The sequence below is a fragment of the Alishewanella sp. WH16-1 genome (assembly GCF_001441695.1).
Lineage (GTDB): Bacteria > Pseudomonadota > Gammaproteobacteria > Enterobacterales > Alteromonadaceae > Alishewanella > Alishewanella agri.
In genome coordinates, this window is sequence record NZ_LCWL01000048.1 from 17998 (window position 1) to 40657 (window position 22660).

A 22660-nucleotide genomic window follows, 5' to 3' on the forward strand; every position below is an offset into this window, starting at 1 on the left:
ATGCGGTTAGTCCGACTGTTCAGCTTGCTGCCGCCATAAACTGGCATAGCGGCCATTGGCGGCAAGCAGTTGCAGGTGACTCCCTTGTTCGACTAACTGTCCCTGCTGCAACACCAGGATCTGGTCGGCGTCGGTAATGGTAGATAAGCGGTGCGCAATCACCAGGCTGGTATGCTGCTGTGCCACCTCGCGCATCGCCTTGAGAATCGCCTGCTCCGAGGCCGAATCTAAAGACGATGTGGCTTCATCAAACACTAAAATGGGTGAGCCTTTCAGCATGGCGCGGGCGATGGCTATCCGCTGTTTTTCGCCACCTGAAACTTTTAAACCGCGCTCGCCTACCTGGGTTTGGTCGCCCTGCGGCAAGCTGTTAATAAAATCCTGCAGGTGCGCCATAGCGATAGCCTGGTCCACTTCGGCGGCGCTGGCGTCGGGTTTGGCATAGGCAATATTATCGCGAATACTGGTATTAAACAGCACCGTATCCTGCGGCACTATGGCAATAGCGCGACGTAGTGATTCCAGGCTGACTTTACGGATATCCTGACCATCGATCAGGATCCGTCCGGCCTCTAGCTCATAAAAGCGATACAGTAGGCGGGCAATGGTGCTTTTGCCCGCGCCTGAGGCACCGACAATCGCCACTTTACTGCCGCTAGGCACATGAAAACTCAGATCCTGTAATATTGGCCGCTCTGTTTGATAGCGGAAACTGACGTTCTCAAAACGAATATCGGCCCCATTAAGTTGTAGTGGTTGCGCATCTGTTGCATCAATAATGGCCGGTTTTCGGGTCAATAGCCCGAGCATATTTTCCAGATCGGTCAGGGCGCGGCGAATTTCCCGATAGACAAAGCCAAGAAAGTTCAGCGGTAAAAACAGTTGGATCAAGTAGGCGTTTAGCATCACCAATTCGCCAAGACTCAGTTGCTGATTCACCACATCGCGTGCTGCCAGATACATCAAAGCGGTTACGGCCAACGCAATGAGCAGCGCCTGACCTGAGTTTAACACCAATAAACTGAGTCTATTCTTTAGCCGCGCCTGCTCCCAGCTGGCTAGAAAGCCATCGTAAATTTTCGCTTCATGCTGTTCATTATTAAAGTATTTAACTGTCTCATAGTTCAGCAGACTGTCGATGGCGCGGCTGTTGGTGGTGTTATCAGCCTGATTAGCTTCACGGATAAATTTATTACGCCACTCCGTGACATAGATCGTGAAAAAGATGTAGAGAGCAACCGCGACCACAGTAATCAGCGCATAAACAGGGGAGAACAGCACGCTGAAGATCACGGCCACGGCCAGAATTTCCAGCAGCGTCGGCACAATATTGAACATTAAAAACCGCATCAGAAAGCTGAGGCCGTTAGTGCCACGCTCAATATCGCGGCTGATACCGCCGGTTTGCCGGTCGAGATGAAAACTCAGTTCCAGCTGATGCAGATGTTGAAATACCTTTAAGCCAAGTTGACGCATCGCATGTTCGGTCACCCGGCCAAAGAGTGCATCGCGCAGTTCGCCTAAAAATACCGTCAGAAAACGCAGGCTGCCGTACAGCAGGATCAAGGCCACGGGCAACACCAGCAAAGCCTGGCGACCGGAATCCAACGAATCTACAATCTCTTTTAATGCGAAGGGCACTAGCAAGGTCGCAGCCTTGGCGCCGATCAAACAGAGCAGTGCCAGCAGGACCCTGACTTTAAACTGCATTAAATAAGGCCAGAGCGTTTTTACGCTCTGGCTAAGTGGCATCGCATAGCTGCGTTTTTGTGGTTCAGGCTGTTTGGCTGCGCTGCGCATGCCACGCATAGTTCACTCGTTCGGCTGGCTTACTGATAGGTGCAAAGGTAAGCGGTATCACGGGCGACTTGCAACTGAAACTTGCTATTAGCAGGCACCTGAAAGGCCTGGCCGCGCGAATAGGTTTGCCAGCTGTCACTACCCGGCAGCTTTACGGTTAACTCGCCGCTGATTACCGTCATCACTTCGTGCTGGCTGGTGCCAAACTCATAATTCCCCGGTGCCATCACGCCAACGGTGGCAGGCAGTTGCTCGCCCTGAAAGGCGATAGACGCCACCTTACCATCAAAATACTGGTTGACTTTAAACATCTCGTTCTCCTCAAGTTATCTGCTGTCAGTAAAACCTAAAACTTGATATTTGACCAGCTTTATTTAGACGTTTAGAAGTCTTTATTGCTTGTTCGTAAAAAAAGGCCGGTTGCGATAACCGGCCTTTTAATTTTTCTGACTTGGCTGTTATTAAGCCGCCTTTGATTTTTTCTCGGCGGCATTTAGCGCCTCTGCGCCATTAGCCTGCTGTTTTAATGATTTATCCGCAGCCAGATACTCTGGCTCAAAATCATCAACATTAATCACAAATAAACGGCTTTCTTCAGCTGTGCGCAGTATTTGGGCTTCCTGTTGGTTAATCACGCCCAGCTTCAGACCTTCATCCGCCACTTCATGCAGGCGGAAGAACGGCAGGCGTTTGCCCGAGGCTTTGCTGACTTTATCGAACAGAGGCTCAGCGGCCAACACATCCAGCAGCGCCTGCTCAACACGGCCTAACTGATTAAGTGGTTCAACTTTCAGATACAGGTGTTTACCTAAGCGGTTACGCGCTTCGCATGGTGTCATCATAATGCGTGATACCTGATGATCCAGTTGGTCGGACGGTTTGCGCAGGGTACGGCCAAACGGGAACACAATACGCTTTAACACGACACCGACAACGCGGTTCGGGAAGTTATCGAACAGCTCTGTTAACGCCAGCTGCGCACGGAACAGGTTATCTTCACAGGCCCACTGCACCAGCGGTAAATCCTGCACCTGCCGGCCTTCGTCCTGATAACGTTTTAACACGGACGAAGTGATATACAGCATACTCAGAATATCACCCAGGCGCGCTGAAATCCGTTCACGACGTTTTAAATCACCACCCAGGGTGCCCATGGCCACATCAGACATCAGTGCCAGTGCTGCGCTAAAGCGGTTCATTTGCTTGTAGTAGCGGGCGGTATCATCGTTGTAAGGGGCGTGACTGAAGGCGCCGCCGGTTAACGATAACCAGAAGGTGCGGAAGAAATTACTGATTGCAAAGCCGATATGGCCAAACAGTGCCTTGTCAAAAGCCGTGACCGCTGCGCCTTCGTCCGTCAGTTGGGCTGCCTGCAATTCAGCCAGTACAAAAGGATGGCAACGGATCGCGCCCTGACCGTAAATAATCATATTGCGGGTTAAAATATTCGCGCCTTCTACAGTAATCGCGACCGGTGCGCCCTGATAACCACGGGCCAGGTAGTTGTTCGGACCCATACAGATCCCCTTACCACCATGCACGTCCATCGCGTCAATAATCGCCTGACGCATGCGTTCGGTCATATGGTATTTGGTAATGGCTGAGATCACAGACGGCTTTTCGCCCAGGTCAATTGAACTCACTGACATTGCTGTTGACGCGTCGGCCATGTAGGCATAACCGCCAATCCGCGCCATCACTTCTTCTACGCCTTCCATCTTACCAACAGGTAATTTGAACTGACGACGAATACGGGCATAGGCACCGGTCGCCAGCGCCACAGCCTTGATACCACCAGTACTGTTCGATGGCAGCGTAATAGCCCGGCCCACTGATAAACATTCCACCAGCATCCGCCAGCCCTGGCCAGCCATCTTCGGACCACCGATAATATAATCCAGTGGCACAAAGACCTCAGTACCCTGCGTTGGACCATTCTGGAATGGTACATTCAGCGGGAAGTGACGGCGGCCAATTTTGACACCTGGGGTATTAGCAGGGATCAGCGCACAGGTAATGCCCAGATCTTCTTTATCGCCCAGCAGTTTGTCCGGATCTTGCAGTTTGAAAGCCAGGCCCAGTACAGTGGCGATCGGCGCCAGTGTGATATAGCGCTTATTCCAGGTCAGGCGCATGCCGAGGATTTCCTCACCATTCCACTGACCTTTACAGACCACACCAAAATCCGGAATAGCACCGGCGTCTGAGCCGGCTTCCGGGCTGGTCAGGGCGAAGCAAGGCACATCGATACCCTTCGCCAGACGCGGTAAATAATAAGCTTTTTGTTCATCCGTACCATAATGCTGCAACAGTTCGCCCGGGCCTAAGGAGTTAGGTACGCCGACGATACTGGATAACATCATGCTCTTACTGGTCAGCTTTTGCAGCACGCAAGACTGGGCAAAGGCAGAGAATTCCAGACCACCGTATTCTTTCTTGATGATCATGGCAAAGAAGCCTTTGTCTTTCAGGTACTGATAGACTTCTGGTGCCAGATCGGCCCGCTCATGGGTGGCATGCCAGTCATCAAACATGGCCAGCACTTCTTCTACCGGGCCGTCTAAAAACGCCTGCTCTTCAGCGCTTAAGCGTGGTTGCGGGAAGTTATGCATTTTTTGCCAATCCGGATTGCCGCGGAACAGATCCCCTTCCCACCAGGTCGTACCGGCATCAATAGCTTCTTTTTCGGTGCTGGACATTTCCGGCATAATTTTGCGGTACAGCTTTAACAGCGGCTTAGTCAGATGCTGCTGGCGTACCGAGGCGATATTCAGCGGCAGCGCGATAACTAAAAATACCAACCAGGCAAAAAAGCCGGCCACACCACTAAAGGTACCTACTAACAGAATAGCGCCAAGTACCGCGGTAAATAATGTCAGGCTGGCGCGGTGATAGGCGAGTACGCCTGTCGCTACCAGCAATGCCATACAAAACAGAAACACACTCATTGTAAACTCCTGTGATAAGAGGTCTGACCACTAAAGTCTTAGCTTAGAATGCTTTGCGCCAAGTTGCAAGCACTTCGTGCCGCAGCGCACTAGCTATAACTGTCAACAAAAGTTGCAGACACTGTTTGTACGTTCTAGCATAGCAACCAGACTGTTGTTTTGCCGGAATGGGAGTGTGGCACTTGTGTGAATTACTGGGGATGTCAGCCAATGTGCCAACCGATATTTGTTTTAGCTTTAAAGGACTAAAAGAGCGCGGTGGCAGAACTGGCCCGCATAAAGACGGCTGGGGCGTGGCGTTTTACGAGGGGAAGGGCGTTTGTACCTTTAAGGATGCTTTACCGAGCTATCAGTCGGAAATTGCCCGCCTGGTTTCCGATTATCCGATTAAAAGTATGGCCGTGGTAGCCCATGTGCGGCAGGCTAACAGTGGCCGGGTGGGGCTGGAGAATACCCATCCTTTTACCCGCGAGCTATGGGGCCGTTACTGGACCTATGCTCACAATGGTCAGTTAAAAGATTTCCGCCAGTTAGCGGTTGAGCGCTTTCAGCCTGTCGGAACCACAGACAGTGAGCGCGCCTTTTGTTACTTATTAAGTGAGTTAGTAAAACGTTATCCCGGCCAAAGCCCGGGACCTAAAGCGGCAATGCGCTTTATCGCCGGATTATTACCCAAGCTGCAACAATTGGGGGTATTTAATATGCTGCTGAGTGACGGTGAGTACGTGCTGGCATTTTGTACTACCAAGTTGCACTGGATCACCCGACGCGCGCCCTTTGGTGTGGCACGGCTGTCGGATGTGGATGTCGATATTGATTTTAGCCGGGAAACCACCCCCAAGGATGTGGTCACCATCATTGCCACTGAGCCACTGACCAATAACGAGCAGTGGCATAAGATGCGGCCAGGCGAGGCGCAGTTATTCCGTTTCGGTGAGCCGCTCGTGCTCCGAGCGCTGTAACCACTCTAATTTATGCAGCTGGACATCGAACTGTTCCACGTTGTCTTCACCGCGCCACAGTCGCACTAACATATAGTCCAGCTCAGGCGCGACCCAGGCCAACACTTGTTTCTCGCTGTTCTCTTCCACTCTGGCAATACGGATTGCCCGCACATTGCCGTAGGGCAGCGCCAGCGGTTCTTCCAGTTCTACCCGGTAGTGGTAGGTACGGCTATTGCCATCACGATTGAGTACGTCATAGCTGAATTCGGTTTTACCCGCTTTCAAATCATTAATCAACTGCTGATGATAGCTGAGCGGATCCAGCCAGTTATCCTGCCACGGTATGGCTTTTACGGCTGCTTTCTTACCGGTAAGTACCTGTTGCTGTTGCCAGTCTAAACGCCATTCATAATGGCGGTTACTGCCGGTACCACTGCGTTTCATCAGGTAATGTAGCGGTCGGATCTGCGCATCCTGCACGATAAAGGTTGAGGTTTCACTGCGTTTATCACTAAATACCAGCCAGCTAATATCGCTGCTGTAACCCATTTCATAGTGGTCTGCTTGCTGGTGTAGATAGCGTTTGGCTTTACCATGATTTTTACCGCCACGGTAAATCAGATATTCGGCATTAAAAGTACTAAAAGCAGGGCTTTCTATTGTAGATTCTGCAACTGCAGTGCTTGAAACTGCAGTGCTGATTAGAAAGGTGGTAAACAAAACGGCTGCGTTACGGCGCCACCTCGACATCATCCTCATCCTGGGCATAACCTTGTGCTGGAAGTAAGTTACCGTCTAACCATGCCTCATTTACCTTTTGATGTAAACGGCCCTGACAGAACCAACGCACCACCAACGGATAAATTTGGTGTTCTTGTGCATGCACCCGCTCTGCCACGACTGAAGCATCGTCGCCTGGGAAAATTGGCACCTTGGCTTGCAAAATTACCGGCCCGCCATCCAGCTGTTCAGTGACAAAGTGCACACTGCAGCCATGTTCGGTATCACCGGCGTCAATCGCCCGCTGATGCGTCGCCAATCCCTGATACTTAGGTAACAAAGAAGGGTGAATGTTCAATAATTTACCGGAAAAATGTTGCACAAACTCTGCGGTGAGAATGCGCATAAAACCGGCCAGCACAATTAAATCGGGTTTAAATTGCTCAATCGCCGCAATCAGCGCCTGATCATAATCTTCCCGACTGTCGAAGCCTTTGTGGCTGAGGACCGCAGTCGCGACACCTGCGGCTTCAGCCCGTTTTAAGCCATAGGCATTGGCTTTATTCGAGATCACCCCGGTAATCTTACCGGGGATAAAACCCGCAGCACAGCTATCCAGCAGGGCCTGTAAATTGCTGCCACTGCCTGAGATCAGCACGACGATAGATTTCATGCTGCCTTCTTACTCGTTGATAATAACCAGTTGCTCGCCGGTCGCAGCGGCCTGAATTTCACCCAGATGCCAAGCGGTTTCGCCAGCGTGTTGCAGCTTCGACAGCGCCTGATCTAACTCAGCGGCAGGGACCACCACGATCATACCGACACCACAGTTAAAGGTACGGTACATTTCATGGCGGCTGATATTACCCTGTTGCTGTAACCAGTCAAAAATTGCCGGCCACTGCCAGCTTTTGCCATTAATCACCGCTTTGGTATCAGCCGGTAGTACCCGTGGAATATTTTCCCAGAAACCACCGCCGGTGATATGACACAGCGCATGTACCGGTGTGGTTTTAAACAGTGCCAGCAGGTTTTTCACATAGATACGGGTCGGTTCCAGTAGGTGGTCGGCAATCGACTTACCGTCCAGTAAGGTCTCAGGAGATTGACCTGACACTTCCAGTACCTTGCGGATCAGTGAAAAACCATTGGAGTGTGGACCAGAAGAGGCCAGAGCAATCAACTGGTCACCGGGTTGGACTTTGGAGCCATCGATAATATCGGCTTTTTCCACCACACCAACGCAGAAACCGGCGATATCGTAATCATCACCATGATACATGCCTGGCATTTCAGCGGTTTCACCGCCAACCAAGGCGCAACCCGACTGCACACAGCCTTCCGCAATACCGGCAACGACCCGCGACGCCGTATCGACATCTAATTTACCGGTAGCGTAATAATCGAGGAAAAACAGCGGTTCTGCACCCTGTACTACCAGATCGTTCACACACATCGCAACCAAATCGATACCCACACCATCATGGCGCTTTAAATCCATCGCTAAGCGCAATTTGGTGCCGACACCGTCAGTACCTGACACCAGTACCGGCTCTTTATAACCGGCAGGGATTTGGCATAGCGCGCCAAAACCACCAAGGCCACCGATGACTTCCGGACGGGTGGTGCGCTTTACCGCGCCTTTGATCCGATCAACCAGCGCATTACCTGCGTCTATGTCTACTCCGGCGTCTTTATAGCTTAAAGATGTTTTCTGCTCGCTCACGGCTTTCCTCGAATGGCTTGGGGGTTGGCTAAAGAGGGCACCATTTTACCTTTTTAACGGCGCCGACAAAAGCCTTACTGTGTGGCATTCTCACGTGCCTGGCGCAGGTAATCTTGCAGGCTGATGCTGTTATCATTAACAATCTTGTGGTAACACACTGATGCAAATGGAAATTCTTTATCGGCAAAGCCTACTGCCAGGTAAGGGGCGCTTTGATCTTGCGTATTATTTTGCCACTGGCCACCGACGTGTTGGATAAAAACTTCCCCAACATAGGCACCAATAATATTACACAGCGTAAAAAGCATTTCACTGGAGTGCGGTTTTGCCTGTTGATCCTGATACAACTTGGCCAGCAACGTATCAACCTGATGCAGACTTTCCACACTGCCATCCAGCGTTAATTGATATTGCTCAGCCGCAAAGTTGACGGCATCGGCTGCCGATTGTTGCATCAGGGTATGTAGTTCCTGCGCTTGCATAAAAGGTCCTTGTTATTTTTGATGTGCGGCCAGTAGCAACTGCCGTAATTGCCGGCTACCCGGCCCCAGAGTTTCTTCTTGTGGTGCCAGCAAACTCATTGGCACCAGGCGTTCAGTACTTTGTTTTAGCGGTAAACGGCACAGTTGACCTGTTTCCAACTGTGGATTCACCACAAAGTCGGGTAACCAGCAAAATCCTAAGCCAAGCTGTAAGATATCGACTGCCTCGTGAAAATTATTCACGGTCCAGCGTTGTTCCGCTTTTAGCCAGCCCATATGCTCCTGCGGCTTGACGGCGGTATCGCGGATCACAATTTGCAGCTGTTGGCTTAGCTCATTTTGATCCAGGCTGTCTATACTGGCGAGCGGATGCTGGCAACCGACCACCGGAATAAAGCGGGTCACATACAGCGGTTCACTTAAATAGCCTTTGGGTACTACGCCGGTAATCACCAGATCCGCTTTTTTCTGGGTAATAATCTCGCTGGTGCCAGTGAGTACCGTATCAATAATTTGCACCCGGCTGCCACGACTAATTGGGTAAAAGGCCTGCAGCGCCTGGTATAAAAAGGGTTTCGGATAGGCCAGTTCAGTAGCGATACGAATTTCTGGCTCCCAGCCTTTATCAAGGTTATCGGCTAACAGCTCTAAATCTTCAATTTGCTGGGTCAGAATGCGTGAGCGGCGCAGCATGACCTCGCCCGCTGGGGTAAGCTGTGCTTTGCGGCCAATCACTTCCAATAGCTCGACTCCCAGTTGTGATTGCAACTTAGCGACGGCATGGTTTAACGACGACTGGCTTTTATTTAGCAGATCCGCCGCCTGGGCATAACCGCCGGCATCGACCACAGCCTGTAAAATTCGCCATTGTTCCAGCGTTGACTTGGGACGGTAGGGCATAGTGCTGGTGCGCTCCTGCTGCAGCTATGCCGGCGTTAAACGCCGGCAATCACAACGGCACGTATCGGTGCCGGATAACCTTCAATGGTCTTACTATGATCATTCGGATCGAGAAAATCAATCAGACTTTCATTTTCCATCCAGGCCGTGGCGCGCTGTTCCTCCAGGCTGGTGGTATTTAAATCAACCACCCGTGCATCTTTAAAGCCAAGCCGGGTTAACCAATGGCATAAGGCGGCGGTACTGGGAATAAACCAGACATTACGCATCTTGGCATAGCGCTCACCCGGCACTAACACCGTCTGCTCGTCGCCTTCGACGACTAAGGTTTCCAACACCAGCTCGCCGCCCGGCCGCAGTTGTTGTTTTAATTGCTGTAAAAAATCCAGCGGTGAGCGGCGATGGTATAACACCCCCATTGAAAACACCGTATCGAACTGCTTTAAGGCGGGCATCTCGTCGATTCCAATCGGGATTAAATTCACCGCCGGATCCGGATTAAAGTGTTTAATGGCTTGAAACTGCGCATAAAACAGTTGCGACGGGTCGATACCGACTACAAAACGGGCGCCGGCACCGCGCATCCGCCATAAGTGATAGCCGCTGCCACAGCCGACATCGAGCACAGTGCGGTTAGTTAAATTACGGATATGCGGCAATACGCGCTGCCATTTCCAATCCGAGCGCCACTCGGTATCTATCTCTATACCATGAATAGAGAAGGGGCCTTTGCGCCAGGGCTTTAATTGTTGTAATAAATAGCGAATGCGTTCGGCTTCGCCGGCGCTGATATCAGCGGCGGTACCGAATTTCACCTCCTGCTGTAGCTCAACGACCGAGGGCCTGGTTACGGGCAAATGCTGCAACACCTTTTGCCAGCTGGCAAAGTCACCATGTAGCGCTTCTTTGCGCCAGTTGGCCAGTTGGGCCGGTAAGGTTTCCAGCCAGGCGCTTAACTGGTTTTGCGCTAAGGCGGCATAAAAGGGAGAAAAATCCAGCATGCTTAATCCTTAATCGCCAGCATCGAGCAGAAATTAAAACACTGAAACCACAGTGTTTGCGTGTTAAAACCTGCTTGCTGCAGTCTGCTGCGGTGGGTTTGCAGGCTATCCGGGCGCATCACATTTTCCAGTGCGGTACGCTTTTGGCTGATTTCCAGCTCGCTGTAGCCATTGGCGCGTTTAAAGTCGTGGTGCAAGTCAATCAGCAATTCATTGGTCAGGCTATCGTCGTTAATAAATTTCTCGGACAAGAGCAGCAGGCCCCCTGGCTTTAGGCCCTGATAAATTTTATTAATCAGCGCACTACGATCCTCAGGCGCTAAAAACTGCAGTGTAAAGTTCACCACGACCACGGCGGCATGTTCAATCGCCACATCACGGATATCGGCCAGCAGGATCTCCACCGGCACCTCAGAGCGAAATGCCTGTAAGTGCAGCTGACAACGCTCGACCATGGCTGCACTGTTATCGACACCAATGATCCTGCTATTAGCGGCACTAATATTGCGGCGCATCGCTAGCGTACCGGCGCCCAGTGAGCAACCGAGATCATAATAATGACTGTCCGGCTGTTGAAAGCGGGCGGTAAGCTTACCAATGGTCTGAATAATAGTCTGATAGCCGGGTACCGAGCGCTGAATCATATCCGGGAATACTTCGGCCACGGCCGCGTCAAAGCGAAAATCGGCAATATGGGCCAGCGGATCGGCATATACCTGATCTTTTTGCATCTTAATTTCTCAATAAGGGCACGATATGGGCAGCATTTTAACGCAAAGGCGGGTACTTTTCTGCAGTTAATCGCTGCCCAAGATGGTTAGCAACACGCATTAACTGCTTTTCCAAAGCGGGCAGTGACATTAAAGCGCATTTCGCTATAATTAGCGCCCATTAAATAGATACACTATCAATTTCGACAGCCGCGCAGACAAAAACCGTGGTTGTCGCCAGATGACAGGTGTAGCACTTCAGCTTGAATGAAAGGAAAGGTTAATGCGTAGCCATTATTGCGGTAAGTTAACGGCAACAGAAGTTGGGCAAGACGTCACCTTAAGTGGTTGGGTCAACCGGCGGCGGGATCTGGGCGGTCTGATTTTTATTGACTTGCGTGACCGTGAAGGTCTGGTGCAGGTCGTTTGTGACCCGGATTTAAAAGATTTGTTCGATGTTGCCTATACCGTGCGTAATGAATACTGCATTCAGATAAAAGGCCAGGTGCGGGCGCGCCCGGCCTCGCAGGTAAACCAGGAGATGGCCACCGGTGCGGTAGAAGTTTATGCCAGTGAGCTGACTATTCTGAATAAAGCCGCGCCGCTGCCGCTGGACTTTAACCACGAAAACAGTGAAGAGCAGCGCCTGAAATACCGCTACCTGGATTTACGCCGGCCGCTGATGAGCGACCGGCTGAAATTCCGCGCCAAGGTCACCAGCTTTGTGCGCAATTTTATGGACAGCCAGGGCTTTTTAGATGTCGAAACGCCGATCCTGACCAAGGCCACGCCAGAGGGCGCGCGCGATTATCTGGTACCCAGCCGCACGCACAAAGGCCAGTTCTTTGCGTTGCCACAATCACCACAGCTGTTTAAGCAACTGTTGATGATGTCAGGTCTGGATCGCTACTACCAGATCGTGAAATGCTTCCGTGATGAAGACTTACGCGCCGATCGCCAGCCGGAATTTACCCAGATCGATATCGAAACCTCCTTTATGACGGCGCCGGAAGTGATGGCGGTGACAGAGCAGATGGTACGTGAGATGTTCCAGAGCCTGCTGAATGTCGATTTAGGCGATTTCCCACGGATGCCGTATTGGGAAGCGATGCGCTTATACGGTTCCGACAAGCCGGATTTACGCAACCCGATGCAGTTTGTCGATGTGGCTGACTTATTAAAAGACGTTGAATTTAAAGTCTTCTCTGGCCCGGCCAATGATGCAAAAGGCCGCGTTGTGGCATTGAAAGTGCCAGGCGCTGCCGAGAAAATCTCCCGCAAAGATATCGATAACTACACCAGCTTTGTTGGCATCTATGGCGCCAAGGGGTTAGCCTGGTTGAAAGTTAACGATCTGGCAGCAGGCGCTGAAGGTATCCAGTCACCGGTAGCTAAGTTCTTAAGCGCAGAGATCATTACCGAAATTCTGGCCCGCACCGGCGCTCAAAATGGCGATTTAATTTTCTTTGGTGCCGATAGTTACAAGGTTGTCTGCGAAGCCATGGGGGCACTGCGCTTAAAGCTGGGCGAAGACTTAAAACTGACGGTACCGGGTTGGAAACCGTTATGGGTGGTAGACTTCCCGATGTTTGAAGAAAACGATGATGGCAGCTACTCGGCAGTACACCATCCGTTTACCTCGCCACTGGACACGGCGCATTTCCTGAATACCCCGAATAACGAGCTCAAGCTTGGTGAGCTGTTATCCAATGCCTATGACATGGTATTAAACGGCACTGAATTAGGTGGTGGCTCAGTGCGGATCCACACCGCTGAAGTGCAGGCCAAGGTCTTTACCTTATTGGGCATTAGCGATGAAGAAGCGGCCGAGAAATTTGGTTTCCTGCTCGAAGCCTTAAAATACGGCGCGCCGCCGCATGCCGGTTTGGCCTTTGGCCTGGATCGCCTGGTGATGTTGATGACCGGCGCGACCTCAATCCGTGATGTGATGGCGTTCCCGAAAACCGCTACTGCAGCCTGTCCGCTCACGGACGCACCGGGTGCCGCTAATCCAGCCCAGCTAGCCGAACTGGGTATTCAGGTGGCGGTCAAAGCCTGAGTTTAAGCAGCGAAACAATCGCTAAGCTTGTGCAGTGGGCATTGCCCACTGCGTCTTTACCCCGCAGTTTTTACAAGCACAGGAGCACCGATGGCTGGACATAGTAAATGGGCCAATATGAAGCATCGTAAGGCCCGCCAGGATGCGAAGAAAAACAAAATCTGGACCAAGATGATCCGCGAGCTGACCACCGCAGCCCGCATCAGCCCCGATGTTGCCGCCAACCCACGCTTACGTTTGGCCGTCGACAAAGCCTTAAGTGAAAATATGACCCGCGATACCATTGAGCGCGCCATTAAACGCGGCGCCGGTATGCAGGACGGTGAGCAATACGAAGAGCTGGTCTATGAAGGCTATGGGCCGGGCGGTGTCGCGGTGATCGTTGAAACCATGACCGACAATAATAAGCGCACTGTGGCGGATGTACGGCATGCCTTTAGCAAATACGGTGGTAACCTGGGTACCAGCGGTTCAGTCGCTTACATGTTTCAGCGCAAGGGCGTGTTGTTGTTTGCGCCGGGCATTGATGAAGACCAGCTGCTGGAATTAGCGTTGGATGCCGGTGCCGATGATGTCCAAAGCCATGATGATGGCAGTCAGGAAGTGCTGACCAGCCCGGACGCCTTCAGTGCCGTCAAAGATGCGTTAGCGGCGGCCGGTTTTACTGCCGAATCAGCAGAAATTACCTTGTTACCGGACACCCGCGCTGAGCTTGATGCCGATACCGCGGCCAGGTTTATTAAAATGCTCGACGCGCTGGAAGACTCTGACGATGTGCAAAACGTTTACCATAATGCCGACATTAGCGACGACATTATGGCAACTCTGGAGTAAGCTTGGCCATTATTCTGGGTATTGACCCCGGCAGCCGGCTGACCGGTTATGGCGTGATTAAGCAGCTTGGCGGTAACTTTAGTTATGTCGCCAGCGGCTGTATCCGTACCGGTACCGATGAGCTGCCAGAGCGGTTGATCCGCATTTTTAATGGCGTAAGTGAGATTATTGCCCAAACTCAGCCCACTGTGTTTGCGATTGAGCAGGTCTTTATGGCGCGTAATGCTGACTCGGCGTTAAAGCTGGGGCAGGCACGGGGGGCGGCCATCGTCGCTGCCTGCCATGCCGGGTTGTCGGTGTTTGAGTATTCTGCCCGCCAGGTGAAACAAGCCGTGGTTGGCACGGGCGCGGCCGATAAAGCGCAGGTACAGCATATGGTGCGCTATCTGTTAAAGCTGCCGGCCAACCCGCAAGCCGACGCCGCCGATGCACTGGCAGTAGCGCTGTGCCATGGCCATACCCAGCAAAGTCTGGTCAGTCTGGCCGGGCAGGCTAGTAAAACGGTACGCGGTCGTTTACGTAAATAAGGAAAGCTGATGATTGGTCGTTTACAAGGCACTATTCTGGAAAAACAACCCCCGGACCTGCTTATTGATGTCGGTGGTGTGGGTTATGAAGTGCAGCTGCCACTGACCAGCTTTTATGAATTACCGGAAGTGGGCAAAACCGCTATCCTCTATACCCACTTTGTGGTGCGTGAAGATGCACAGCTGCTCTATGGTTTTAGCAATCCGACCGAGCGCAGTTTATTTCGCCAGTTGATTAAAGCCAATGGCGTCGGCCCCAAGCTGGCGCTGACTATTTTATCCGGCATGACCGCGCAACATTTTGTGCGTTGTGTGCAGTTTGACGATATCAGCACCTTAATTAAGCTACCCGGGGTCGGTAAAAAAACGGCCGAGCGGCTGGTAATTGAAATGCGCGATCGCTTAAAGGATTGGGGTGTGACACCTCAAACACCGGTAACCGATAAACTACTGCTCAGTGATGATGAAGCCATTTTCGCGCCACCAGCCACCGCTGAGCAGGATGCGATTGGCGCTTTGCTGGCCTTGGGGTATAGTCAGGCACAGGCCGCGAAAGCGGTAAAACAGTATTTGACGCCGGGGATTAGCAGCGAGCAGCTAATCAAGGCAGCCTTAAAGAGTATGATTTAAGCCATGATTGAAGCCGATCGCCTGCTGCAGCCGGGAATATTAAAAGAAGAAGAAGTGATTGACCGTGCGATACGGCCAAAAAGTCTGGCAGATTATACCGGTCAGCAGCATGTGCGCGAACAAATGGCGATCTTTATCGAAGCTGCCCGCGGCCGGGGCGATCCACTGGATCACTTACTGATTTTCGGCCCGCCGGGTCTGGGTAAAACCACGCTGGCGATGATTGTCGCTAACGAAATGGGTGTCAATATTAAAACTACCTCTGGCCCGGTGCTGGAAAAAGCCGGAGATCTCGCCGCGTTGCTAACCAATCTGGAGCAGAATGATGTGCTCTTTATTGATGAGATCCATCGCTTAAGCCCAGTAGTAGAGGAAATCCTGTATCCGGCGATGGAAGACTATCAGCTGGATATTATGATTGGCGAAGGGCCTGCTGCCCGCTCGATCAAGCTCGATCTGCCCCCTTTTACGCTGGTGGGTGCCACCACTCGTGCCGGTGCCTTAACCTCACCCCTGCGCGACCGCTTTGGCATAGTGCAGCGGCTGGAATTCTATAAGGTCGAGGAACTGAGCCAGATTATTCAGCGCTCGGCCCATTATCTGAATATGCAGCTGGACGTGGCAGGGGCGACCGAAATTGCCCGCCGCTCCCGCGGAACACCGCGTATTGCGAACCGGCTACTGCGCCGGGTGCGCGATTATGCGCAGGTAAAATCCAATGGTATCGTGTCTATCGAGGTTGCCTCAGCCGCGTTAAAAATGGTGGATGTTGATGCCGAGGGCTTTGATTATATGGACCGTAAGCTGTTAACGGCGATTATTGACAGCTTTATGGGCGGGCCGGTCGGGCTGGATAACCTGGCAGCCGCCATCGGGGAAGAGAAAGAAACCATTGAGGATGTGATAGAGCCCTTTTTAATTCAGCAGGGTTTTATTCAGCGTACACCGCGTGGCCGTATCGCCACAGCAAGAGCTTATCGTCATCTGGGCTTTGATTTGCCTGAATCGAAATAAGTCGAGTTAAAAAAAAAGCCCGCTCAATGAGCGGGCAAGCAACAAGTTGAAGGAGTGCTTCAATAAATCCAGGGAACATGTTTGGAGCAAACAACAAAACCTCTCTCACAAAGTCTCATTGTTAAGTGAACTGTCTAAACAACCAAAACTCGCTACCAACTTTCTGATTGTCTTTGCGCTAGCTCAGAACACCTGCGTATCTTAAAGATTTGGAGCAATTACTTCAAACGAGAAAAACTGGCGCTTTGTTATAAGAAAAACTAATGCAATATCACAAATAAAGGTGTTGAGTGTTCTCGCTGTGATAATAAAACAGCCTTTTAGTTGCAATGTTCATCTGGGGTTCAGCTAAAGGACAGAAGATAGACGCCAGATTACTTTTTTGCAGTGAAAGGTATCTGCTGTCCCTGAAATATTGACGGTACAACGGAACTTCAGCCTGGCTATCGGGTCAATGGCTGCAAGCCCTGAAATTTTGTAAAAAAACAAGTGGTCGAAGTAAAAAAATATAGTTACCAAAACGGCAGTTGGCTGATTGAGTTCCGTTGCAGGCTTAATTATCATACAGGCGCGAAATTACATGGATCCAGACGCAGTAAAACCACCTCATCACCACAGTGCGGTTTATCAAGACAAAACGCACTTCGGTAAGTTTGGTGCTTCAAACTAACCACCTGAATTATATGGATAAAACGCGCAGCTAATGGCTGGGTGCATAGAAGGGCGGATGGCAGTTTGATGGTGTAAAATCTGGCAGATGGAAACAGTGGCGCAAATTTTGTGTTTGTATAACGCTGAACATAGGTTCGCAGGCCGGTAAAAGGTTGACGCTGTACAAGCAAATCAGTACCTTAACGAGGTCTGATAAGATTTTTAAACAATATAGTTACAGAGGTACTAACGCGTGGCAGGTGAAATTTCGATTCTGCATTTATTACTCGATGCCAGTATTGTGGTGCAGGCAGTGATGTTGATCCTGGTTGGTATGTCTGTAACCTCCTGGGCGATGATTTTCAAACGCAAAAAAGTATTAAAAGAAGCCCTGCAAGACGCCCGTAAGTTTGAAGACCGGTTTTGGTCTGGTATCGATTTGTCAAAGCTATACGCCGAAGTCAGTGCCCGCCAGCAAGTTGATGGCCTGGAGTCGCTGTTTAAAGCCGGCTTTAAGGAATTTGCCCGCCTGCACAAGAGCAGTCGCCAGGCGACCGCTGTGATGGATGGTACCCATCGGGCGATGCGCGTTGGTTTATCGCGTGAAGTCGAACGGTTGGAGCAAGACCTACCGTTTTTGGCGACCGTCGGCTCGATCAGCCCTTATATCGGCTTGTTTGGTACGGTATGGGGTATTATGAATTCGTTTATTGCGCTGGGTGCGGTGCAGCAAGCCACGTTAGCGATGGTCGCGCCTGGTATCGCAGAAGCCTTGATTGCAACAGCTATTGGCTTATTTGCCGCTATTCCAGCCGTTATTGCCTATAACAAATTTTCACATCAGGTCGAACAGCTGGAAAGCAGCTATGTGAATTTCGTCGAAGAGTTTGCCAATATTCTGCATCGACAGGTTAGCAGCGGAGAAGCCGCCTGATGTATACCCGTAAAAAACGTCGTCCGGTCGCCGAAATTAACGTCGTGCCTTACATCGACGTGATGCTGGTGTTGCTGGTGATTTTTATGATTACGACGCCAATTATTACTCAGGGCGTCAAGGTTGAGTTGCCGAAGTCTGCAGCTGAGCCGATTGAACAGATGAAAGATGGCAAAACACCGCTGGTTGCCACGGTAGATGAAGCCGGTTTGTATTATTTTGAAAAAGACGGTAACCAACAGGGGCCTTTTACCGCGTCGCAGTTACAGGTCGAAGTGGCCAGTTGGTTAAGTATTGAGCCTGGCACTCAGGTTATCGTGAAGGGCGATGGTCGTGTTGATTACAATTCTGTGATCCGCCTGATCAATGTATTAAAGCAAGCCGGAGCACCCTCTGTCGGGTTGATGACTGATAATGAAGTCTGAGTTAACCGAAAAGTGGTGGCAAACGGCTTGGGCAAAGTCGGCCTGGGTACATTTGGGCATAGTGCTGGGGTTAACCATCAGCAGCCTGAGCTTTTGGCCTAAGCCAACGCAAATAACGCTGTCTGGTGAAGCTGGCGCTGCCAGCAGTACGCCACCGCCGCCGGCACCGGTAGAGGCAGTGGCGATAGACAAAGATGTGTTAGAGCAGCGGGTTGCTGAGATCAAAAAGCAGCAGGATGATGCTCGTAAAGCAGAAGAGCAAAGGATCCGCGATTTAGAGCGTCGGGCGCAGCAGGCTGAACGTTCCAGAGCACAGGAAGAAGCGCGCTTAAAGCGGGTAGCGGAAGAAAAGCGTAAAGCCGATGAGGCAGCTGCCGCATCGCGTAAAGCGGCAGCCGAAGCGAAAAAACAACAGGAAGCTGAAGCAGCTAAAGCCCGCACCGCTGAGCAGCAGCGCATTGCGCGTGAACAAGAGCGTAAAAAAGCTGAAGAAGCAGCGAAAGCCGCTGAAGCGAAACGCAAAGCTGAGCAGGAGGCATTAGCCAAAGCCCAGGCTGAACGCGAGCGTCAGGCGCGGGAGCAACGCGAACGTGCTGAGCAGGAAAGAATGTTACAAGAGCAAATGGCTGCGGAAGCCGATGCCCGTCGTCGGGCCAGAGCGCAACAAGCGGTAACAGAAGTACAACGTTACACGGCGATGATCAGTGATGCGATTACCCGTAATCTGATCAAAGATGAATCGACGATGCGCGGGCGTTCCTGCCGCTTGAATTTGCGTCTGGCGTCGAACGGCTTTGTAACCAGTGTTAGCGTGGTCAATGGCGATCGCGCAGTATGTGACGCCGCAGTGCGGGCGGTAAACCGGGCCGGAACCTTCCCTATGTCGCAGGATCCGGATGTGTATAATCAGTTAAAAGATATAAACTTAACGGTGGCACCTGAATTCTGATGATGACAAAGTTATTACGAAGCCTATTTTGCAGCGTTTTGCTGCTGGTCACAGTGCAGGCGCAAGCTTCACTGGAAATTATTATTACTGACGGTGTGGATTCAGCGCGGCCTATCGCCGTCCTGCCTTTTACCTTCCGGGGTACGACCTTACCGAAAGAAAATATCGCCGAAGTGGTTGCCGCAGACTTAATGCGCAGTGGCAAGTTCAGCCCGATCCCTTTTATTAAAATGCCGCAGCGGCCGTCAAAGTCCGCAGAAATAAATTTTTCAGCCTGGGCACGCGAAGGGGTTGAAGCCATTGTGATGGGTGAAATTACCGAGGTAGGGATTGACCGCTATTCGGTAAGTTTTGAATTGATTGACGTGCTTAAAGGTAATAGCGGTATCAGCACTCAGATGTTAAATGCTGGCCAGCTCGTCGGTAGCAGTCAGTTTATTCTGGATGCCCGTGAAACCACCATTAATGGCGGTCAATTCCGCCAGTATGCACATCGCATTAGCGATATCGTTTACGAGAAACTTACTGGTGAGCGCGGTGCGTTTCTAACCAAAATTGCCTATGTGCTGGTACGGCCGAACGCAGAATTTCCATACCAGTTAGTGGTTGCAGATTACGACGGTTATAACGAGCAGGTATTGCTGCGCTCGAAAGAGCCATTAATGTCACCAGATTGGTCACCGGATGGCACTAAGCTGGCTTATGTGACTTTTGAAAAGCGTCAGGCACAGATTTATATCCAGGATATCTATACTGGTCGGCGTACCATTTTGACCGCGTTCCCGGGTATTAACAGCTCGCCGCGCTGGTCGCCGGATGGCCGTAAGATGGCGATGGTATTATCAAAAGATGGTAACGCTGAAATTTACGTAATGGATATTGCCACCAAAGCCTTAACCCGAATCACCAGCCACCGTGCTATCGATACGGAGCCGAGTTGGTCACCAGACGGTCAGGAAATTGTATTTAGCTCTGAGCGCGGCGGTAATCCACAGTTATATACCGTTAATATAGCCACTGGTGATACCCGTCGTTTGACCTTTGAAGGTGAAATGAACCTGGCCGGTACTTTTTCGCCTGATGGTCAATCGGTTGTGATGGTAAATCGTACAAATGGGCGCTATCATTTAGCAAGATTGGATAGACAAAGCCGTTACCTGCAAGTGCTGACCGCGACGAACCTTGATGAGTCGCCCAGCGTTGCACCAAACGGCTCAATGATTATTTACAGTACTATGCATGGTCGTTCGCAGGTACTGGCACTGGTTTCTATGGATGGGCGTTTTAAAGCACGACTACCGGCGTCTGATGGACAAGTTAAATCGCCGGCCTGGTCACCTTTTTTATAAAACAAAAACTTGGTAAAACTTGGTAAATATAATCTAAGGACAACATTATGAACTTAAACAAAGTGTTAAAAGGTTTATTAGTTGCAGTTCCAGTATTAGCACTGGCAGCTTGTAGCTCTAAATCTTCTACTGGTGCTGGTGATGCTGATACTTCAGCCACTAACCAAACTGTACAGGTAGAGCGCGTTGATCCAGCAGTAACTGCTGCTGAGCAAATGCGTCAGAAAATGGAAGCGCTGCGTCGCGAGAACACCGTATACTTCGATTTCGACAAAGCGACTATCCGTCCTGAGTTCGCCGAAGTATTACAAGCTCACGGTGAATTCCTGCGTTCAAATCCAAGCGTTCGCGTGACTATCGAAGGTCACACTGACGAGCGTGGTACGCCAGAGTACAACATCGCCCTGGGCGAGCGCCGTGCACTGTCTGTAGTACAGTACTTACAGAACCTGGGCGTAAGCGCTGGTCAACTGTCTACTGTTAGCTACGGTGAAGAGAAGCCAGTAGTTCGTGAAACGAACGAAGCGGCTTACGCGAAAAACCGTCGCGCAGTTTTAGTATACTAATTAACCAAGGGTACGAGTGAGGATGACAGTGAAGAAACCTCTGCTTATAGCGATGTCCTTAGTCAGTATCGGCGCTTGGGCGAATCCGGCGCCGGTTACTGAGATAAGCAGAAGCGGCAGGGTTGCTTCCTCTACGGCTGCAGCTGCCACCGGTACGGTAGAGCAGCGGCTGGCTGCGCTGGAGCGGGTGGTTGAAGCCCGCGCCGAAGCGCAGGTAAGAATGCAGCAACAGTTGCAGGTCTTGCTGGATGAAGTAAGCGAGCTGCGCGGGGTCACTGAAACCCACTCGTATCAGCTGGATGAAATTATTCAGCGGCAACGTGATATTTACCAGGAAATCGAGAGGCGGGTAAGTGCCGTGCAGGGTAGTGCTGGTAACAGCACTGCCAATACGACACCAAACGCCACGAGTGGCCCGGCAGTCACGGTTTCGGGCAATGCCTCGGAAAATGACGCCTATGACAGAGCGGTCAACATGGTGCTGAAAGACCGGCGCTATGATGCTGCTATTCCAGAATTTGAGAGTTTTTTGCGTACCTACCCGAACTCGGTGTATGCGCCAAATGCTCATTACTGGCTTGGTCAGTTGTTATTTAACAACGGCGAGCTGGCAAAAGCAAAAACCCAGTTTGAGCGCGTAGTGAATAACTTTGCTGACTCAAATAAGGTAGCAGATGCCTTGTTAAAACTCGGACAAATTGCAGAGCGGGAAAATGATAAGGCTGCGGCCTTAACACACTACCGTAAAGTCGTGTCGGCCCATGGTAGCTCCACAGCTGCCAGGTTGGCAAAAGAACGAGTAGATGCGCTGAAATGATCAACCCGGCCTGGTGCCGGGTTTTTTCTTTATGGTGTTTAGCAATTTTATACCTAATTGCTGCCAAGAGCTCCGCCATCAATCCGCTGGCATTTTAAGCAAACAGGCGTCCAGATCGCTTTTTTTCGTAGTTTTTGGTTGCACAAATTCCGTAAATCAGTAAGATATGCGTCCGCGGTGGGGGTCATTAGCTCAGCTGGTAGAGCAGCGGACTTTTAATCCGTTGGTCGATGGTTCGAATCCATCATGACCCACCAACATCGCGCAAACAAGTAAATTCGAAGTGGGTCATTAGCTCAGCTGGTAGAGCAGCGGACTTTTAATCCGTTGGTCGATGGTTCGAATCCATCATGACCCACCACTTCGCATTATCCTGTTTGGGTCATTAGCTCAGCTGGTAGAGCAGCGGACTTTTAATCCGTTGGTCGATGGTTCGAATCCATCATGACCCACCAATTCGCATTATCCTGTTTGGGTCATTAGCTCAGCTGGTAGAGCAGCGGACTTTTAATCCGTTGGTCGATGGTTCGAATCCATCATGACCCACCACTTCTCATTATCCTGTTTGGGTCATTAGCTCAGCTGGTAGAGCAGCGGACTTTTAATCCGTTGGTCGATGGTTCGAATCCATCATGACCCACCACTTCTCGCGTTATCCTGTTTGGGTCATTAGC

The 22660-nt window shown here is 51.1% G+C and carries 22 protein-coding genes and 5 tRNA genes; 17 read left to right on the top strand and 10 right to left on the bottom strand.

Annotation, left to right across the window (positions count from 1 at the left end; all coding sequences use genetic code 11):
• Positions 1 to 6: 6 nt before the first annotated feature.
• The 3 genes from AAY72_RS05060 to fadE all read right to left on the bottom strand — a co-directional run bounded on the left by AAY72_RS05060 (position 7) and on the right by fadE (position 4748).
• Positions 7 to 1809 (bottom strand): ABC transporter ATP-binding protein/permease, encoded by a 1803-nt coding sequence (locus AAY72_RS05060; RefSeq protein ID WP_008983946.1) that lies wholly within the window; start codon positions 1807 to 1809, stop codon positions 7 to 9.
• 20 nt (positions 1810 to 1829) lie between these two features.
• On the bottom strand, positions 1830 to 2111 hold the full coding sequence (locus tag AAY72_RS05065; RefSeq protein ID WP_008951668.1) for a pyrimidine/purine nucleoside phosphorylase: 282 nt from the start codon (positions 2109 to 2111) through the stop codon (positions 1830 to 1832).
• Positions 2112 to 2261: 150 nt separating this feature from the next.
• Positions 2262 to 4748, bottom strand: a complete 2487-nt coding sequence (gene fadE / locus AAY72_RS05070) for an acyl-CoA dehydrogenase FadE (RefSeq protein ID WP_057785837.1) — start codon at positions 4746 to 4748, stop codon at positions 2262 to 2264.
• A gap of 182 nt (positions 4749 to 4930) precedes the next feature.
• Here fadE and AAY72_RS05075 point away from each other — a divergent pair, with 182 nt between their 5' ends.
• The gene (locus AAY72_RS05075) at positions 4931 to 5710 is read left to right on the top strand and encodes a class II glutamine amidotransferase (RefSeq protein ID WP_057785847.1); all 780 of its coding nucleotides are present in this window, start codon (positions 4931 to 4933) and stop codon (positions 5708 to 5710) included.
• Here the strand turns inward: AAY72_RS05075 and AAY72_RS05080 are convergent.
• From AAY72_RS05080 to cmoA, 7 genes are all read right to left on the bottom strand, one after another.
• Positions 5669 to 6442: a DUF3108 domain-containing protein gene (locus AAY72_RS05080; protein WP_057785838.1), complete on the bottom strand. Its 774-nt coding sequence runs from the start codon at positions 6440 to 6442 to the stop codon at positions 5669 to 5671. The two genes, AAY72_RS05075 and AAY72_RS05080, sit on opposite strands and share 42 nt — an antisense overlap.
• Complete coding sequence (purN, locus tag AAY72_RS05085) at positions 6423 to 7085, bottom strand: phosphoribosylglycinamide formyltransferase (protein WP_057785839.1); 663 nt, start codon at positions 7083 to 7085, stop codon at positions 6423 to 6425. The genes AAY72_RS05080 and purN overlap by 20 nt, the downstream gene beginning before the upstream one ends.
• A 9-nt stretch (positions 7086 to 7094) precedes the next feature.
• Entirely contained in the window at positions 7095 to 8138 is a 1044-nt protein-coding gene (purM, locus tag AAY72_RS05090) for a phosphoribosylformylglycinamidine cyclo-ligase (RefSeq protein ID WP_057785840.1), read from the bottom strand.
• 74 nt (positions 8139 to 8212) lie between these two features.
• Positions 8213 to 8620, bottom strand: coding sequence for a hypothetical protein (locus AAY72_RS05095; RefSeq protein ID WP_057785841.1), 408 nt, complete (start codon positions 8618 to 8620; stop codon positions 8213 to 8215).
• Between the two features lie 12 nt (positions 8621 to 8632).
• On the bottom strand, positions 8633 to 9520 hold the full coding sequence (locus AAY72_RS05100) for a LysR family transcriptional regulator (RefSeq protein ID WP_008983937.1): 888 nt from the start codon (positions 9518 to 9520) through the stop codon (positions 8633 to 8635).
• A gap of 35 nt (positions 9521 to 9555) precedes the next feature.
• Positions 9556 to 10521, bottom strand: coding sequence for a tRNA 5-methoxyuridine(34)/uridine 5-oxyacetic acid(34) synthase CmoB (gene cmoB / locus AAY72_RS05105; RefSeq protein ID WP_057785842.1), 966 nt, complete (start codon positions 10519 to 10521; stop codon positions 9556 to 9558).
• A 2-nt stretch (positions 10522 to 10523) separates the two neighbouring features.
• The gene (gene cmoA / locus AAY72_RS05110; protein ID WP_057785843.1) at positions 10524 to 11252 is read right to left on the bottom strand and encodes a carboxy-S-adenosyl-L-methionine synthase CmoA; all 729 of its coding nucleotides are present in this window, start codon (positions 11250 to 11252) and stop codon (positions 10524 to 10526) included.
• A gap of 262 nt (positions 11253 to 11514) precedes the next feature.
• On the opposite strand from cmoA, the gene aspS reads away from it, so the two are divergent.
• The 16 genes from aspS to AAY72_RS05190 all read left to right on the top strand — a co-directional run bounded on the left by aspS (position 11515) and on the right by AAY72_RS05190 (position 22629).
• Positions 11515 to 13290: an aspartate--tRNA ligase gene (gene aspS / locus AAY72_RS05115; protein ID WP_057785844.1), complete on the top strand. Its 1776-nt coding sequence runs from the start codon at positions 11515 to 11517 to the stop codon at positions 13288 to 13290.
• A gap of 90 nt (positions 13291 to 13380) precedes the next feature.
• Positions 13381 to 14124: a YebC/PmpR family DNA-binding transcriptional regulator gene (locus AAY72_RS05120; RefSeq protein ID WP_008951677.1), complete on the top strand. Its 744-nt coding sequence runs from the start codon at positions 13381 to 13383 to the stop codon at positions 14122 to 14124.
• A 2-nt stretch (positions 14125 to 14126) separates the two neighbouring features.
• On the top strand, positions 14127 to 14651 hold the full coding sequence (gene ruvC, locus AAY72_RS05125; RefSeq protein ID WP_008951678.1) for a crossover junction endodeoxyribonuclease RuvC: 525 nt from the start codon (positions 14127 to 14129) through the stop codon (positions 14649 to 14651).
• Positions 14652 to 14660: 9 nt separating this feature from the next.
• Positions 14661 to 15281, top strand: coding sequence for a Holliday junction branch migration protein RuvA (gene ruvA, locus AAY72_RS05130; RefSeq protein ID WP_057785845.1), 621 nt, complete (start codon positions 14661 to 14663; stop codon positions 15279 to 15281).
• A 3-nt stretch (positions 15282 to 15284) separates the two neighbouring features.
• On the top strand, positions 15285 to 16295 hold the full coding sequence (gene ruvB, locus AAY72_RS05135) for a Holliday junction branch migration DNA helicase RuvB (protein ID WP_008983931.1): 1011 nt from the start codon (positions 15285 to 15287) through the stop codon (positions 16293 to 16295).
• 904 nt (positions 16296 to 17199) lie between these two features.
• Positions 17200 to 17880 (top strand): protein TolQ, encoded by a 681-nt coding sequence (tolQ, locus tag AAY72_RS05140; protein WP_008983930.1) that lies wholly within the window; start codon positions 17200 to 17202, stop codon positions 17878 to 17880.
• The gene (gene tolR, locus AAY72_RS05145) at positions 17880 to 18305 is read left to right on the top strand and encodes a protein TolR (protein ID WP_008983929.1); all 426 of its coding nucleotides are present in this window, start codon (positions 17880 to 17882) and stop codon (positions 18303 to 18305) included. The genes tolQ and tolR overlap by 1 nt, the downstream gene beginning before the upstream one ends.
• Entirely contained in the window at positions 18295 to 19254 is a 960-nt protein-coding gene (gene tolA / locus AAY72_RS05150; protein WP_008983928.1) for a cell envelope integrity protein TolA, read from the top strand. Before tolR ends, tolA begins: the two co-directional genes overlap by 11 nt.
• A 2-nt stretch (positions 19255 to 19256) precedes the next feature.
• Positions 19257 to 20603: a Tol-Pal system beta propeller repeat protein TolB gene (gene tolB, locus AAY72_RS05155; protein ID WP_040291482.1), complete on the top strand. Its 1347-nt coding sequence runs from the start codon at positions 19257 to 19259 to the stop codon at positions 20601 to 20603.
• A gap of 47 nt (positions 20604 to 20650) precedes the next feature.
• Positions 20651 to 21169: a peptidoglycan-associated lipoprotein Pal gene (pal, locus tag AAY72_RS05160; RefSeq protein WP_008983926.1), complete on the top strand. Its 519-nt coding sequence runs from the start codon at positions 20651 to 20653 to the stop codon at positions 21167 to 21169.
• A 22-nt stretch (positions 21170 to 21191) separates the two neighbouring features.
• Positions 21192 to 21986 (top strand): tol-pal system protein YbgF, encoded by a 795-nt coding sequence (ybgF, locus tag AAY72_RS05165; RefSeq protein ID WP_040291480.1) that lies wholly within the window; start codon positions 21192 to 21194, stop codon positions 21984 to 21986.
• Positions 21987 to 22167: 181 nt separating this feature from the next.
• Positions 22168 to 22243 (top strand) — tRNA-Lys (locus AAY72_RS05170).
• Between the two features lie 28 nt (positions 22244 to 22271).
• Positions 22272 to 22347 (top strand) — tRNA-Lys (locus AAY72_RS05175).
• A gap of 18 nt (positions 22348 to 22365) precedes the next feature.
• Positions 22366 to 22441, top strand: a tRNA-Lys gene (locus AAY72_RS05180).
• An 18-nt stretch (positions 22442 to 22459) separates the two neighbouring features.
• A tRNA-Lys gene (locus AAY72_RS05185) sits at positions 22460 to 22535 on the top strand.
• 18 nt (positions 22536 to 22553) lie between these two features.
• A tRNA-Lys gene (locus AAY72_RS05190) sits at positions 22554 to 22629 on the top strand.
• The last annotated feature ends 31 nt before the right edge of the window (positions 22630 to 22660 follow it).